Raw genomic sequence first — 14,137 nt, 5'->3', positions numbered from 1 at the left:
GACGGGAGCGGCGGGAATGGCGGGTGTGACGAACGGCGCGGCGACGGGAGCGGCGGGGATGGACGTCTTCGAGGCCCTCTACACGACCAGGGCGATGCGCAGGGTCAAGCCGGACCCGATCCCCGAGGAGGTCCAGCGCAGCATCCTGGACGCCGCGGTCCGCGCGCCCAGCGGCGGCAACGTGCAGAGCTGGCGCTTCCTGCTCGTCGACGACCCCGGCGTGAAGGAGCGGCTCGGCCCGCTCTACCGCGACGCGCTCGGCAAGCTCTTCGAGGGCCACTACCGGCCGATGCGCGAGAAGGCCGAGGCCGAGGGCGACACCCGCACGCTCAGCGTGCTGAACTCGGCCAAGCACCTGGCCGACCACTTCGAGAACTACCCGCTGCTGCTGTTCGCGTTCGTCCGCAACGACCCGTCCGGCGGCTCCATCTTCCCCTCGGTGTGGAGCGCGCAGCTGGCCGCGCGCGCCCACGGCGTGGGCAGCGCGCTGACCAGCGTGCTCGGCATCTTCCACGCCGAGGAGACCCTGCGGGTGCTCGGCGTTCCCGAGGACAAGGGCTGGACGATGGCCTGCGCGGTCACCTTCGGCTACCCGACCGGACGCTGGGGCGTCGCGCCCCGCCGTCCCGCGCACGAGGTGAGCTACCGCAACCAATGGGGCCAGGACGTGGGCTTCGAGGTCCCCGAACCGCTGTGGAGGCCGGAGGGCTGAGCCGGCGCCGCGGGGCCGCACGTCCTGCGGCCCCGCGCGGGCCCCGCGCGGTGACGGGAGAACGGCGACGGGAGGACGCGACAGGGACGACGAGAGCACGGCGACGAGAGACGGCAGAACGACTCTCGCCCGGACGCGTCGGCGCGACCGGTCGGGCGGCTCGGTGCGATCACCCCGATGTTCCGGAGCTGACCATGCATGATCACGTCCAACGTCCGACGGACGCCCCGTTCTCCGAGATGGACCGGGAGGTCGGGCGCCGCGCGGCGGCGGCGCCCGGGCCCGGCGGATCCCTCCCGGCCGCCGGGATCGACCTTCTCGACGGCGACCTGTACGCGGGCGACCCCTGGCCGGTGTACGCCTGGCTGCGCGAGCACGCCCCGGTCTACCTCGACGCCGGCAACGACCTGTGGGGCGTCTCCCGGCACGCCGACATCTGCGCGGTGGAGCGCGACGCGAGGCTCTGGTCCAGCGCGATCGGCTACCGGCCGCAGCTTCCCAGCGACCCCTCCATGATCGGGGTGGACGATCCCGAGCACGCCGAGCGCCGCCGCCTGGTCTACCGGCGCTTCACCCCGCGCCACGTGGAGGAGCGGTACGCCGGGCGGGTGCGCTCGGTGGTCACCGAACTGCTCGACGACGCGCTCGAACGGGGCGAGGTGGACGCGGTGCCCGCACTGGCCGCACCCCTGCCCGGCAGGATGATCGGCTGGCTGCTGGGCTTCCCCGACGAGCGCTGGCGGGAGCTGGTCCACTGGTCGGAGACGACGGTCGTGGCCGGAGGCGGCCTGCGCTACGTCACCCACGAGGCCGCGGTGGCGGCCGGGGAGTTCGCCACGGCCGTGCTGGAACTGGCCGCCGAGCGGCGCGGCTGCCCGCGCGACGACCTGACGTCCGTCTGGAGCCGGGAGGCCCGCTACGACGACGAGCGGCTGGCCAACGAGGCGTTGCTGCTGCTGGACGGCGGCGCCGAGACCACCAGGACCGTGATCGCCACCGCCGTCGACGCGCTGATCGGCCATCCGGAGCAGTGGCGGCTGCTGCGCGAGGACCCGTCGCTGATCGGGAACGCGGTCGAGGAGTTCATCCGCTGGACGACCCCGATCCTCAACATGTGCAGGACCGCCACCCGCGACACCGTGCTGGCCGGCCGGAACGTCCCGGCCGGCGCCCAGGTCCTGCTGATGTACGGCTCCGCCAACCGCGATCCCGCGGTCTTCACCGATCCCGGCGTCTTCGACGTGACCCGTCCCCCGGGCGGCCACATCGCCTTCGGCCTCGGCACCCACTTCTGCCTGGGGGCGGCGCTGGCCCGGCTGGAGCTGCGGATCTTCTTCGAGGAGTTCGTCCGCCGGGTGGGCTCGGCCGAGCGGGCCGACGAGGTGGGGCCGCGCATCGTTCCCAACGCCTTCGTCCGGGGCGTGTCCTCGTTCCCGGTGATCCTGCGTCCCCGGTGACGCTGCGACGGCGATGACCGGGCGGCCCGCGCCGCCCGCCTCTCGTGGTCTCCGGTGTTTCCGCACCCACCTGTCGTACCGGCGGTACATCTGAACGCAGGTGTGCCGCCGACCGTCACAGGTGTTGGCACATATGTAGTAGATGTACTACATTCATGAACATGAGTACTGCGGTAAGCGTCCGCGAGCTGCGGATGACCTATGGTTCCGCCGAGGTGCTGCGAGGCATCGACCTGCAGATCCGACGCGGCGAGATCTTCACCCTGCTCGGCCCCAACGGCGCCGGGAAGACGACCACCATCGAGATCCTGGAAGGCTTCAGGAACCGCTCGGCCGGCGAGGTGAGCGTGCTCGGGGCCGACCCGGAGCAGGCCGGCGAGGCGTGGCGGGCGAAGCTGGGCATCGTCCTGCAGAGCTGGCGCGACCACGGCCGGTGGGGCGTCCGCGAGCTCCTCGGCCACATCGGCTCCTTCTACGACGACCCGCACGACCCGGACCGGCTGCTGGCCGACCTCGGTCTCACCGCCCAGGCCGGGCAGCGGGTCAGCCGCCTGTCCGGCGGGCAGCGCCGCCGGCTGGACGTGGCCCTGGGCATCGTCGGCCGCCCCGAGCTGCTCTTCCTGGACGAGCCGACGACCGGGTTCGACCCCGAGGCCCGGCGCGAGTTCCACCTGCTGATCGAGCGGCTCGCCGCCGACGACGGCATCACGGTGCTGCTGACCACCCACGACCTGGCCGAGGCCGAGAAGCTGGCACACCGCACCGCGATCCTGGTGGGCGGTGAGATCGCCGTCTGCGGCACCCCGTCCGAGCTGGCCAGGCAGGTGCGGGGCGGCTCGCACATCCGGTGGGTCGAGGACGGCCGGGAGCGGGTCCTGCGCACCGAGGACCCCTCGCGGGAGGCCTGGGAGCTGCACCGGAGATTCGAGGGACCGGTGCCGGGCCTGGAGATCCGGCGCCCGTCGCTGGAGGAGAGCTACCTGGAACTGATCGGGAGGGCGGCATGAACGTCAGGGCACTGCGCATCGGGCTGCGGCGCGGCTGGAGCGAGCACACGCACCTGCTCGGCGACCGCAGGGAACTGCTGAACACCATGCTCGGCACGGTCGTCGTCTTCGCCGGTCTGCTCGTGTGGATCGGCGACAACGAGGTCAAGGGGACCGGCGTCTCCATGAGGACGTTCATGACGGTGGGCTTCCTGGCCTTCACCGTCTTCTCCAACGGCGTGATGTCGCTGCCGATGGCCATCTCGGCCGACCGGGAGGAGGGCACGCTGCTGCGGCTGCGGACCGTCCCCGGCGGCGTCGGCGCCTACGTCGTGGGACGGACCGTGACCGTCATGGGCCAGATCGTCGTGCAGAGCGCGCTGATCCTGGCCGTCGGCGTGGCCCTGGGCGGGGTCTCGCAGCCCCGTGACTGGGCGACCCTGGCCTGGGTGATGCTGCTGGGCACGGCCGCCGTGGTGCCGCTGGGCGCGGCCATCGGCTGCATGCTGCCCGGCCCCAAGACCGCCGCGGGGGTCCTGGCGCTGCCGGTGATGGTGCTGATGGTCACCTCCGGGGTGATGCTCCCGATGAACTTCCTGCCCGAGGCGGCGCAGTGGGTCTCCCAGGTCTTCCCGCTGTACTGGCAGGGGCTCGGCCTGCGGGCCGCCTTCCTGCCCGACACCGTGCTCGCCGCCGAGATCGGCGGGAGCTGGCGCCTGCCCATGGTGGCCTCGGTGCTGGCGATCTGGGCGGTGGCCGGGACGCTGCTGGCGCCGCTGCTGATCCGCCGGGTCACCCGGCGCGAGTCCGGCTCGCGCCTCGCCGGGCGCAGGCTCGCCGCGCAGGCCTCCTGAGTGCTGGGAGACTGCTGGGATGTCCGCCGAAGACGTGTACAACCGGATCTCGGTGCTGCGGGCCGAGCGTGGCATCTCACGCAAGGAACTGGCCGCCGCGCTGGGGGTCCACTACCAGACGATCGGCTACCTCGAGCGCGGCGAGTACAGCCCCAGCCTGTTCCTGGCCCTCCGCATCGCCGAACATTTCGAAGTCCCCCTGGAAGTCGTGTTCTCCCTCAGGCCGTTCCCGCGGCTGGGCAGTGGTTAGGCAGATGAGATCGTGAACGGTTGGAAAGAGAACTGGCACCGGACCCGTGTCGAGGCCCTGCAGCGCGACTACCTGCCCGGCTGGTACGCCACCCGGCGCCGCAGGCGGCTGCTCGCCGCCGCCGCGGCCTTCGGCGTCTCGCTGTTCTGGGTGGACGCGGCCGTGGCCTGGATCAGCGGTCCCGGCGACGGCCCCGTCCTGGTCAACTTCGCGCTGCTGACGATCTCGCTGATCGTCTACCTGCCGGCCGTCAGCCTGCTCAACGTCGCCACCCGCGGCGTCGTGGAGCTGTCCGAACGCGACCTGGACGAACGCCAGGTCGGCGAGCGCCTGCGGGCCGTCGCCCTGGCCCACCGGATCATGACGGGCGTCATGATCGCCCTCCTGGTCGTGGTCCTCACGACGGGCATCCCCCGGGGACGCGACTTCTCGGTGCCGGGCGGGGCGCTGGTCCTGCTGACGATCGCGCTCTTCATGACCCACTTCGTGATGCCGCTGATCGTCTCCGGCTGGCGGCTGCCCGACCCGCCGCCCGACGACGACGCCTGAGAGGGTCGAGGACCACGCCGGGGGCTCAGCGCATCGGGGACAGCACCGCCGCGTAGACGTCGGCCCCTCCGGGGTGGTGGATCTCCACGTCGGTGGTGAACGCCCGGGGCGGGGTGCCGGCCGACTCGGTGTGCTTCCACAACCGCTGCCAGCACTCCAGCAGCGCGGCCGGCATCGGCCCGCGGGCCTCCAGCCTCAGCGACGGCACACCGGGCACCCGGACGGCCACCATGCCCTCGGGCAGTGCCGCCGCGCTGCGCACCGCGACCCCCACGACCTGGGTGTAGGCGCCGTGGTGGTCGCTCTCGTAGTCGGTGAGCACCGCGTAGATGTTCTCGTCGATCCGTCCCGGCACGTGCGCGAACGCCCCCGGCGCCCCCGCCCGCCGCCAGAGCGCGCCGAGCCTGCCCCTGCCCGGCTCCATCTCGTCGGCGTTCGACGTCCTTACGGCATGGCCTACGACGAGCATCTCGGGCCGATCAACGACGATCACAGCGCCTCCTCCTGGCCATTCACCAATCACGCAAACGGGATCTTAGCCTCCCGGTCCGACGGTACGGCCCTCTTGGAAGGGCGGGAACGGGGAACACTCCTCTCCGGATAATTCACGGAATAAGGTGGATGAGCGTGAGATTTCTCAATGGGATGACACCGGCCTACGACCTGACCTACAGCGACGTGTTCATGGTGCCGTCGCTCTCCTCCGTCGGCTCACGGCTCGCCGTCGACCTCTCCGGCCGGGACGGCACGGGCACCACCATTCCCGTCGTGGTCGCCAACATGACGGCGGTGGCGGGGCGGCGGATGGCCGAGACGGTGGCCCGGCGAGGCGGGATCACGGTGATCCCGCAGGACATCCCGATCGAGGTGGTCGCCGACGTCGTCGACTGGGTCAAGCGGCGCGATCTGGTGCACGACACGCCCCTCACGCTCACCCCGCACGACACGGTCGGCGAGGCCCTCAACCTGCTGCCCAAGCGGGCCCACGGCGCGATCATCATCGTGGACTGGGACAACCGCCCGGCCGGCGTGGTCACCGAGAGCGACTGCACGGGCGTGGACATGTACACGCAGCTCTCCCAGGTGATGTCCGACCACCTGCTGACGTTGCCCGCCGGGCTCGACCCGCGCCAGGCCTTCGACCGCCTGCACGAGGGCCGCCACCGGCTGGCCCCGGTGGTGGACGGCGACGGGCGCCTGGTCGGCATCCTGACCAGGACCGGCGCGCTGCGCGCCACCCTGTACCGGCCCGCGGTCGACGCCTCGGGCCGGCTCCGCGTCGCCGCGGCCGTGGGCGTCAACGGGGACGTGGCCGCCAAGGCCAAGGAGATCCTCCAGGCCGGGGTGGACTGCCTGGTGGTGGACACCGCGCACGGCCACCAGGAGAAGATGATCGCCGCTCTGCGGGCGGTCCGCGCGCTGGACCCGGGCGTGCCGGTCGCGGCGGGCAACGTCGTCACCGCCGCGGGCGTCCGCGACCTGGTCGAGGCCGGGGCCGACATCGTGAAGGTGGGCGTCGGGCCGGGCGCGATGTGCACCACCCGGATGATGACCGGGGTGGGCCGCCCGCAGTTCTCCGCCGTGCTGGAGTGCTCCACCGAGGCCCGCAGGCTGGGCCGCCACGTCTGGGCCGACGGCGGCGTCCGCCACCCGCGCGACGTGGCGCTGGCCCTGGCCGCCGGCGCGGCCAACGTGATGATCGGCTCGTGGTTCGCCGGCACCTACGAGTCGCCGGGCGACACCCGTACCGCCGCGGACGGGCGCAGGTACAAGGAGAACTTCGGCATGGCCTCGGCCCGCGCGGTGCGGCTGCGCACGGCCGAGGACTCCCCCTTCGAGCGGGCGCGCAAGGCGTTGTTCGAGGAGGGCATCTCCACCTCCAGGATGTACCTCGACCCGGCCATGCCCAGCGTGGAGGACCAGATCGACGCCATCGTGGCGGGCCTGCGCTCCTCGTGCACGTACGCGGGCGCCTCCACCCTGGAGGAGTTCCACGAGCGCGCGGTGGTCGGCGTGCAGAGCTCGTCCGGCTACAGCGAGGGCAAGCCGCTGCACCAGAGCTGGTGACCCTCGCCCGCGGGCGCCACCCCGACCCGTACCGACGACAGGACGCGTAGCCGCGACGGGACCGGCGGCGGAAATCCTGCCTTAGGCGGGACCGGCGGCGGGATCCGCGCTTCTCCCCCGCGGCGCGCCGTCGCGGGGGAGAGCGGGGCCAAAGGCGCGCATCCTCGGGCGGAGGAGGGGTAGTCGGCCGGTGACGCCATCCCCCATGCGAAAGGCGAGCGACATGGAGAAGACGCCCACCGGCCCGGACGGTCAGGTCGTCGTGGACCGCAGGGTCCTGGCGGGGTACGACAACTACCTCGCGGCGCAGCGGACCGTGGACGGCCTGTCCGACGCGGGATTCCCCGTCGAGAACGTGGCGATCGTCGGCAGCGACCTCACACTGGAGGAGACCGTCACCGGCCGGATGACCAACGGCCGGGCCGCCCTCACCGGAGCGGGCAGCGGCGTGCTCTTCGGCGCCGTGGTCGGCATGTTCCTCGGCCTGTTCACCTCGACCACGATGTCGTTCGTCGTGCTCGTGCTCTGGGCGGCCCTGTGGGGGGCCGTGATGGGCGCCGCGTTCGGGTTCATCAACCACGTGTTCACCGGCGGCAAGCGCGACTTCGCCTCGCGCAGCGCGATCGTCGCCGGCCGCTACGACGTCCTGGTCGCGGCCTCGCACCTGGACCACGCCCGCGCCGTCCTGGACTCGACCCCCGGCCCGTCCGACACCGTCGTGGTCGAGGTCCCGCCGTCCGCCGGCCTGTACGACCCGGCCGCCGCGCGGGCCACCTCCCCCGCCGGCTCCGTCCCGCCGCAGCCGACCGCCTCGGACTCCGCCGCCGCGTCGGTCGCCTCTCCCGCCCGCTCCGACGCGCCCCCGCAGCCGTCGCTCACGGACGTCTCCACCCGGCCGACCGTCCCCTCCTCCCCCACCCCCGACCTGTCCGCCCCCGACGTCACCGCCTCTCCGGCGCCGCGGACCGGCACGGACCTTCCCGCCGAGTCCGCCGCCCCGGCCGTCCCCGTCACCGGTGAGCACCAGACTCCGGCCCCGCAGGCCGCCGTGAACCACCCCGCCCCGGCGGGCCCGGAGACCTCCGACCCCCGGGTCCCCGCCCAGGGAACCTCCCCCGACCGCCCCGCCACCACCTCGGCCCACCCGGAGCGGCCGACCTCCTGAGAACGCGGCTCCCGAGAACGCATCGCGCCCCGGTGGGCGCCCCGGTCAGGGGCGTCCACCGGGGCGCGGAAGAGAGACCGGTCAGCCCTTCACGCCGCCCGCAAGCAGGCCGCGGACGAAGTAGCGCTGCATCGACAGGAAGACGATCAGCGGGATGACCAGCGAGACGAACGCGCCCGAGGTGAGGCGTTGCCACTCGTTGCCCTTGGTCCCGGCCATCTGTGCCAGCCGCACCGTCATGGGGCCGCTCTCCGGGGTGCCGCCGGCGAAGATGAGCGCCACCAGCAGGTCGTTCCAGACCCACAGGAACTGGAAGATGGCGAAGGTGGCCAGCGCGGGCCCGACCAGCGGGAGGACGACGGTGCGCAGGACCTTGCCGTGGCTGGCCCCGTCCACCCTGGCCGCCTCCATCAGCTCGCCGGGCAGCTCGGACATGAAGTTGTGCAGCAGGAAGATGCCCAGCGGCAGCGCGAAGCAGGTGTGGGCGAACCAGACCTGGACGAAACGGGCCGGGCCCTCCAGCTCCCAGGCGGGCATGAGCTGGACGCCGAAGACCGACACGCCCTCGGAGAAGAACGACAGCAGCGGCACCAGCGACATCTGCAGCGGCACGATCTGCAGCGCGAAGATGCCGATGTAGACCCACTCCCGGCCGCGGAACGGCAGCCAGGCCAGCGCGTAGGCGGCGAAGGTGGCCAGGGCCAGCGGGAAGAGCACCGACGGGATCGTGATGACGATCGAGTTGATCAGGAAGCTCATCATCTGGCCCGACGACGAGGAGGTGCCGAACAGGACCTCCTGGTAGTTCTCCAGGGTAATCTGCGGGTCGGCGAAGAACGTCCACCAGCCGGTGGACTTGATCTGGTCCTCCGGGCGCAGCGAGGACAGCAGCAGCCCGAAGGTCGGGGTGGTCCAGAGCACCGCGATGACGATCGCGGCGGCGCTGGCGACCCGCCCGCTCAGCCGCCGCCGTACGCGCTGCGGCGCGGTTCTCGCCTCGGGGCGCGCCGCGCTCCGGGTCAACGTGGCCACGGGTTCTCCTTCGTCCGCCGCGTCCGGGCGGCGCCCTGACGGCGTGCTCGTCCGGTCATCGGAGGGCCTCCCTGCGCTGGCGGATCTGGTAGATCACGATCGGCAGCACCAGTACGAACAGGAAGACCGCCAGGGCCGCGCCCCTGCCCGTCTCGCCGTACCGGAACGCCTGGTTGTACATCTCGTTGGCGATGACGCTGGTGTCGAACTGGCCGCCGGTCATGGTGCGGACGATGTCGAACAGCTTGAGGGTGGCGATCGACTGGGTGACCATCACCACGATGACGGCCGAGCGGATGGACGGCAGCGTCACCTGGAAGAACATCTGCGCCGGGGTGGTCCCGTCCAGCTTGGCGGCCTCGACGATCTCGGCGGGGATGCCCTTGATGGCCGCCGACAGCACCACGGTGGCGAACCCGGCCTGGATCCAGACCATGACCACGATCAGGAAGAGCGTGTTGAGCGGCGGCTCCTGGAGCCACTGCTGCGGCTCGCCGCCGAAGGCGACGACGAGCTGGTTGAGCAGGCCGATCTGCTCCTGCTCCTCGGAGCGGTAGGCGTAGACGAAGCGCCAGATGATGCCCGCGCCGACGAAGGAGATCGCCATGGGCAGGAAGACCAGCGACTTGGCAAGCGACTCGAACCGGGTGCGGTCCACCAGGACGGCGTAGAGCAGTCCGACCGTGGTCACCAGGATCGGGACGAGCAGTACCCAGACGAGGGTGTTGCGCAGCACGGTGAGCGCCTCGGTCTGGGTGAACATCCAGCCGTAGTTGTCGGCGCCGACCCAGCTCTGGCCGTCGCCGCTCATGAACGACAGCATGGAGGTCCGGATGGCCGGGATGACCAGGCCGATGGTGAGCAGCAGCACGGCGGGCGACAGCAGGATCGCCGCGTGCATCCAGGCACGGCGGCGCATCGGGACGCGGTCGACCAGGATCAGGACCACCGCGACCACCACCAGGAAGGCGGCGACGCCGATCAGGAGCTGGACGATCTTGGGAAGTTCGGCGGCGAAGTCGAAGTCCATCGAAGGATCTTTCGGAAGGATCGGACCGGACGGGTGACGGTCCGGCCCCGCGCGGGGCGGGGCCGGAGTCGTCGGTGGGTCAGGACTTCGGCCAGGAGGCCTCGATGTAGTCGAGGACCGTCTTGGTGTCCTTGCCGTTGATCCAGTCGGTCATGCCCTTCCAGAAGGTGCCGGCGCCGACCGCGGCGGGCATCTGGTCGGAGCCGTCGAAGCGGAAGACCGCGTTCGGGTCCTGGAGCATCTCCATGGAGAGCTTGTCGATCGGGTTGCGCGCGTTGGCCGGGTCCACGCCCTTGCGGGCGGTGACGTAGGTGCCCTGCTTCATGCGGGCCACCGGGAACTCGGCGGAGGCGAGGTAGGCCCGGACCGCCTGGACCTCGGGACGGTCGGCGAAGGCCACCACGAACTCACCCGCGCCCAGCACCGGCTTGTTGGCCGGGTCGTTGCCGGGCAGGTAGAAGGCGAAAACGTCGCCGTCCTCGGCGACCTCGGTGCCCTCGGGCCAGAAGTTGGCGTAGAAGGACCCCTGGCGGTGCAGGCCGCACTTGCCCTCGGTGATCGGGACGCCGCCCTCCTGGAAGGCGGTGCTGGCGATCGACTTGACCGGGCCGTAGCCGCCGTTGACGAACTTCTCGTTCTTGAGGATCGCGCCGACCTTGTCCACCGCCGCGCTGACCTTGGGGTCGTTGAACGCGAGCTTGTGGGTCACCCAGTCGTCGTAGCCCTCGGGGCCGATCTCACGCAGCAGGATGTCCTCGATCCAGTCGGTGGCCGGCCAGCCGGTCGCCTCACCGGACTCGATGCCCGCGCACCACGGCTTGACGCCGGTGCCGGCGATCGTGTTGGTGAGCGTCATGAGCTCGTCCCACGTCTTGGGGATGGCCCAGCCCTTCTCGCTGAACATCTTCGGCGAGTACCAGACGAGGGACTTCACGCTGGCGCCCAGCGGGGGCCCGTAGAAGACGCCGTCGACGGTGGAGTACTTGGCCCAGTCGGCCGACCAGCCCTCGGCGGCGAGCTTCTTGACCTCGTCGGGGGCCGGCTTGAGCTTGCCCGCCTTGGCGAAGCGCTCCACGAGGCCGGGCTGGGGCATGAAGGCGATGTCGGGCGGGTTGCCGCCGTCCGCGCGGACCTGGATCTGGGCCTCGAACTCGCCGGTGCCCTCGTAGACGATCTTCATGCCGACGCAGTCGGCGAACGGCTTCCACGCCTGCTCGAAGCGGTCGGCCTCCACGTCGCGGATCGGCGCGTAGATGCTGACCTTCTTGCCCTCGTGCTTGCCGTACTTGGTGAATTCGGCGCATTCGGGGGCCGCGGCCGCGCTGCCGCCGCCGTCCGCCGAGGGCTTGGTCTCGCTGGAGCCGCACGCGGTGGCGACCAGCGCCAGCCCGATGCTTCCGGCCACCAGGGCTGCACGATTGGGCCGAGAGAGGAGCGACATGGACCTTCCTCCATATGTACTTGCCGGGGAGCCTGAGAGCGCTCTCTGGAAGAATTGTCGGCACACATCGCGATGTCAACAACCGTGATATTACGGTTACAATCGTGTTTTTATTGACATGATGTTTGCTGTACGGTGATGCTCCAGAGAGCGCTCTCACACGACGGCCTAACAGAATGGGGCGGTGAGGACATTGACCATGTCCGCCGAAAAGTCCTTCGAGCTTCGGGACTCCGGCGTGCTGACGTTCCCCGAGGGCTTCGTCTGGGGTGCCGCCACCGCGGCCTACCAGATCGAGGGTGCCGCCCGGGACGACGGCAGGGGTCCATCCATCTGGGACACCTTCTCACGGACCCCCGGCAAGGTCCATGCGGGCCACACCGGCGACGTCGCGTGCGACCACTACCACCGCTATCCCGAGGACGTCGCGATCATGCGCGACCTCGGCCTGCGGGCCTACCGCTTCTCCGTCTCCTGGCCGCGCCTGCAGCCCGACGGCTCGGGCCCGGTCAACCCGCGCGGCCTGGACTTCTACGACCGTCTCGTCGACGAGCTCCTCGGCGCCGGGATCACCCCCGTCGTGACGCTCTACCACTGGGACCTGCCGCAGACCCTCGAGGACCGCGGCGGCTGGACGAACCGGGACACGGCCCGGCACTTCGCCGACTACGCCGCGATCGCGCACGCCAGGCTGGGCGACCGGGTCGAGACCTGGACCACCCTGAACGAGCCCTGGTGCTCGGCCTTCCTGGGGTACGCCTCGGGCATCCACGCCCCCGGCCGCGACGAGCCCGCGCTGGGCTTCACCGCCGCCCACCACCTGCTGCTCGGCCACGGCCTCGCCACGGCGGCGCTGCGCGCCTCGGGCGCGGAGAAGGTCGGCGTCACGCTCAACCTCGCCCCGGTGATCAGCGGCGACGCGCCGGCCGACCGGGCCGCCGCCGAGATCGTCGACGGCCTGCAGAACCGGATCTTCCTGGACCCGCTGCTGCACGGCGAGTACCCCGCCGACGTCGTCGAGCGGGCCCGGCGCTTCACCGACTGGTCCTTCGTCCAGGACGGCGACCTGGAGATCATCGGCGCCCCGATCGACCTGCTGGGCGTGAACTACTACACCCCGCAGACCGTGGCCGCCGCCCCCGGGGAGGCCGCCAACCCGGTCTTCCCCGGCAGCGAGGGCATCGCCTTCGGCGGGGCCGACGCGCCCAGGACCGCGATGGGCTGGGCGATCCAGCCGTCCGGCCTGACCGACCTGCTGGTGCGGCTCTCCCGCGACTACCCGGGCACCCCGCTGATGATCACCGAGAACGGGGCGGCCTTCGACGACGTCGTCGAGGACGGGCGGGTGCGCGACACCGACCGGATGTCCTACCTCGACGGGCACCTGCGCGCCGCGCACGCGGCCATCGAGGCCGGCGCGGACCTGCGCGGATACCTGGTCTGGTCGCTGCTGGACAACTTCGAGTGGGCCGAGGGCTACAACAAGCGCTTCGGCGTGGTCCACGTCGACTACGACACCCAGCGCCGCATCCCCAAGGACAGCGCGCGCTGGTACGGCGAGGTCGTCCGCCGGAACGGGCTGTGAGAGCTCGTCCGACACTGGAGAAGGTGGCCGCCCGGGCCGGGGTGTCCCGGGCGACCGCCTCGCGCGTGGTCAACGGCTCCACACGTGTCGCTCCGCAGATCCGCGAGGCGGTCACCCGTGCCGTCGAGGAGCTGGGATATGTGCCCAACCAGGCGGCGCGGAGCCTGGTGACCCAGCGGGCCGACTCGGTCGCCCTGGTCTTCCCCGAGCCCGCCACCCGCGTCTTCTCCGAGGACCCGACCTTCTCCGGGATCATCCGCGGGGTCAGCATGGAGATCGAGGAGGCCGACAAGCAGCTCGTGCTGATGCTCACCGGCCTGTCCGGCGGCTACCAGCGGGTCGAGCGCTACGCCACCAACGGCCACGTGGACGGGGTGATCATCGCGTCCATGCACGGCACCGACCCGCTGCCCGGCGTCCTGGCCAGGCGCGGCGTGCCGGTGGTCTGCAGCGGCCGCCCCAGCGTGCCCAGCAGCCTGCCGTACGTGGACATGGACAACGTCGGCGGCGCCGAGCGGGCGGTGCGGCACCTGGTCGAGGGGGGACGCCGCCGGATCGCGGCCATCGCGGGACCGCAGGACATGATCGCCGGGATCGACCGGCTGGCCGGCTACCGCTCCGTGCTGCGCGACTCCGACCGCCGCTCGATCATCGCGGTGGGCGACTTCACCCGCGAGTCGGGTACCGCGGCCATGCGCCAGCTGCTGGCCGACGATCCCGACATCGACGCGGTCTTCGTGGCCAACGACCTGATGGCGCTGGGCGCCATGCTCGCGCTGCGCCAGGCCGGGCGCCAGGTGCCCGGCGACGTCGCGCTGGTCGGCTTCGACGACATCCCCGCCGCGGCCTACGCCGAGCCCTCGCTGACCACGGTCAGGCAGCCGACGGAGGAGATGGGGCGCCGCCTGGCCCGCATGGTGCTCGACCTGGAGGAGAAGAGCCAGGTGGTGCTGCCCACGGAGCTGGTCGTCCGAGGGTCCACGACGACACCCTGACCACCGGGCCGGTC

14 protein-coding genes are annotated in these 14,137 nt (G+C 71.6%); 10 read left to right on the top strand and 4 right to left on the bottom strand.

The annotated features are described in order from the left end of the window. Positions 1-16 precede the first annotated feature (16 nt). From ACLQ2R_RS13205 to ACLQ2R_RS13180, 6 genes are all read left to right on the top strand, one after another. Positions 17-712, top strand: coding sequence for a nitroreductase family protein (locus ACLQ2R_RS13205; RefSeq protein WP_425959762.1), 696 nt, complete (start codon positions 17-19; stop codon positions 710-712). Between the two features lie 194 nt (positions 713-906). Then, positions 907-2,169 (top strand): cytochrome P450, encoded by a 1,263-nt coding sequence (locus ACLQ2R_RS13200; protein ID WP_425959761.1) that lies wholly within the window; start codon positions 907-909, stop codon positions 2,167-2,169. Between the two features lie 161 nt (positions 2,170-2,330). After that, positions 2,331-3,176: an ABC transporter ATP-binding protein gene (locus ACLQ2R_RS13195; protein ID WP_425959760.1), complete on the top strand. Its 846-nt coding sequence runs from the start codon at positions 2,331-2,333 to the stop codon at positions 3,174-3,176. Continuing rightward, the gene (locus ACLQ2R_RS13190; RefSeq protein WP_425959759.1) at positions 3,173-4,009 is read left to right on the top strand and encodes an ABC transporter permease; all 837 of its coding nucleotides are present in this window, start codon (positions 3,173-3,175) and stop codon (positions 4,007-4,009) included. The genes ACLQ2R_RS13195 and ACLQ2R_RS13190 overlap by 4 nt, the downstream gene beginning before the upstream one ends. 19 nt (positions 4,010-4,028) lie before the next feature. Beyond that, positions 4,029-4,259: a helix-turn-helix transcriptional regulator gene (locus tag ACLQ2R_RS13185; protein WP_344896321.1), complete on the top strand. Its 231-nt coding sequence runs from the start codon at positions 4,029-4,031 to the stop codon at positions 4,257-4,259. Between the two features lie 12 nt (positions 4,260-4,271). After that, positions 4,272-4,808 (top strand): hypothetical protein, encoded by a 537-nt coding sequence (locus ACLQ2R_RS13180; RefSeq protein WP_425959758.1) that lies wholly within the window; start codon positions 4,272-4,274, stop codon positions 4,806-4,808. 25 nt (positions 4,809-4,833) lie between these two features. Here ACLQ2R_RS13180 and ACLQ2R_RS13175 read toward each other — a convergent pair whose 3' ends face one another. Next, positions 4,834-5,301 carry a GyrI-like domain-containing protein gene (locus ACLQ2R_RS13175; protein ID WP_425959757.1) on the bottom strand — a complete coding sequence of 156 codons (468 nt, stop codon included), beginning with the start codon at positions 5,299-5,301 and terminating at the stop codon, positions 4,834-4,836. 134 nt (positions 5,302-5,435) lie between these two features. Here ACLQ2R_RS13175 and ACLQ2R_RS13170 point away from each other — a divergent pair, with 134 nt between their 5' ends. After that, on the top strand, positions 5,436-6,875 hold the full coding sequence (locus ACLQ2R_RS13170; RefSeq protein ID WP_425959756.1) for a GuaB1 family IMP dehydrogenase-related protein: 1,440 nt from the start codon (positions 5,436-5,438) through the stop codon (positions 6,873-6,875). 223 nt (positions 6,876-7,098) lie between these two features. Further along, complete coding sequence (locus tag ACLQ2R_RS13165; RefSeq protein WP_425959755.1) at positions 7,099-8,040, top strand: general stress protein; 942 nt, start codon at positions 7,099-7,101, stop codon at positions 8,038-8,040. An 81-nt stretch (positions 8,041-8,121) separates the two neighbouring features. Here the strand turns inward: ACLQ2R_RS13165 and ACLQ2R_RS13160 are convergent, their stop codons facing one another. The 3 genes from ACLQ2R_RS13160 to ACLQ2R_RS13150 form a co-directional block, all read right to left on the bottom strand. Then, the gene (locus ACLQ2R_RS13160; RefSeq protein WP_386245640.1) at positions 8,122-9,072 is read right to left on the bottom strand and encodes a carbohydrate ABC transporter permease; all 951 of its coding nucleotides are present in this window, start codon (positions 9,070-9,072) and stop codon (positions 8,122-8,124) included. A 55-nt stretch (positions 9,073-9,127) separates the two neighbouring features. Next, positions 9,128-10,102: a carbohydrate ABC transporter permease gene (locus ACLQ2R_RS13155; RefSeq protein WP_425959754.1), complete on the bottom strand. Its 975-nt coding sequence runs from the start codon at positions 10,100-10,102 to the stop codon at positions 9,128-9,130. 79 nt (positions 10,103-10,181) lie between these two features. After that, complete coding sequence (locus tag ACLQ2R_RS13150; protein ID WP_425959753.1) at positions 10,182-11,543, bottom strand: ABC transporter substrate-binding protein; 1,362 nt, start codon at positions 11,541-11,543, stop codon at positions 10,182-10,184. Between the two features lie 199 nt (positions 11,544-11,742). Between ACLQ2R_RS13150 and ACLQ2R_RS13145 the strand changes: the two genes are divergently transcribed. Together ACLQ2R_RS13145 and ACLQ2R_RS13140 are read left to right on the top strand one after the other, a co-directional pair. Further along, positions 11,743-13,128 (top strand): GH1 family beta-glucosidase, encoded by a 1,386-nt coding sequence (locus ACLQ2R_RS13145; RefSeq protein WP_425959752.1) that lies wholly within the window; start codon positions 11,743-11,745, stop codon positions 13,126-13,128. Beyond that, complete coding sequence (locus ACLQ2R_RS13140) at positions 13,125-14,123, top strand: LacI family DNA-binding transcriptional regulator (RefSeq protein ID WP_425959751.1); 999 nt, start codon at positions 13,125-13,127, stop codon at positions 14,121-14,123. The genes ACLQ2R_RS13145 and ACLQ2R_RS13140 overlap by 4 nt, the downstream gene beginning before the upstream one ends. Positions 14,124-14,137 lie beyond the last annotated feature (14 nt).

The sequence above is a fragment of the Streptosporangium sp. DT93 genome (genome assembly GCF_049844535.1).
Classification (GTDB): domain Bacteria; phylum Actinomycetota; class Actinomycetes; order Streptosporangiales; family Streptosporangiaceae; genus Streptosporangium.
Note: the sequence above shows the minus strand (reverse complement) of the source record. Positions and strands in the feature narration are given on the sequence as shown.

What these genes read in the sequence shown, in the direction of transcription:
- ACLQ2R_RS13205 (WP_425959762.1), top strand. Translation starts at nt 17, where the DNA reads ATGGCGGGTGTGACGAACGGCGCGGCGACGGGAGCGGCGGGGATGGAC.
- ACLQ2R_RS13200 (WP_425959761.1), top strand. Translation starts at nt 907, where the DNA reads ATGCATGATCACGTCCAACGTCCGACGGACGCCCCGTTCTCCGAGATG.
- ACLQ2R_RS13195 (WP_425959760.1), top strand. Translation starts at nt 2,331, where the DNA reads ATGAGTACTGCGGTAAGCGTCCGCGAGCTGCGGATGACCTATGGTTCC.
- ACLQ2R_RS13190 (WP_425959759.1), top strand. Translation starts at nt 3,173, where the DNA reads ATGAACGTCAGGGCACTGCGCATCGGGCTGCGGCGCGGCTGGAGCGAG.
- ACLQ2R_RS13185 (WP_344896321.1), top strand. Translation starts at nt 4,029, where the DNA reads ATGTCCGCCGAAGACGTGTACAACCGGATCTCGGTGCTGCGGGCCGAG.
- ACLQ2R_RS13165 (WP_425959755.1), top strand. Translation starts at nt 7,099, where the DNA reads ATGGAGAAGACGCCCACCGGCCCGGACGGTCAGGTCGTCGTGGACCGC.
- ACLQ2R_RS13155 (WP_425959754.1), bottom strand. Translation starts at nt 10,102, where the DNA reads ATGGACTTCGACTTCGCCGCCGAACTTCCCAAGATCGTCCAGCTCCTG.
- ACLQ2R_RS13150 (WP_425959753.1), bottom strand. Translation starts at nt 11,543, where the DNA reads ATGTCGCTCCTCTCTCGGCCCAATCGTGCAGCCCTGGTGGCCGGAAGC.
- ACLQ2R_RS13145 (WP_425959752.1), top strand. Translation starts at nt 11,743, where the DNA reads ATGTCCGCCGAAAAGTCCTTCGAGCTTCGGGACTCCGGCGTGCTGACG.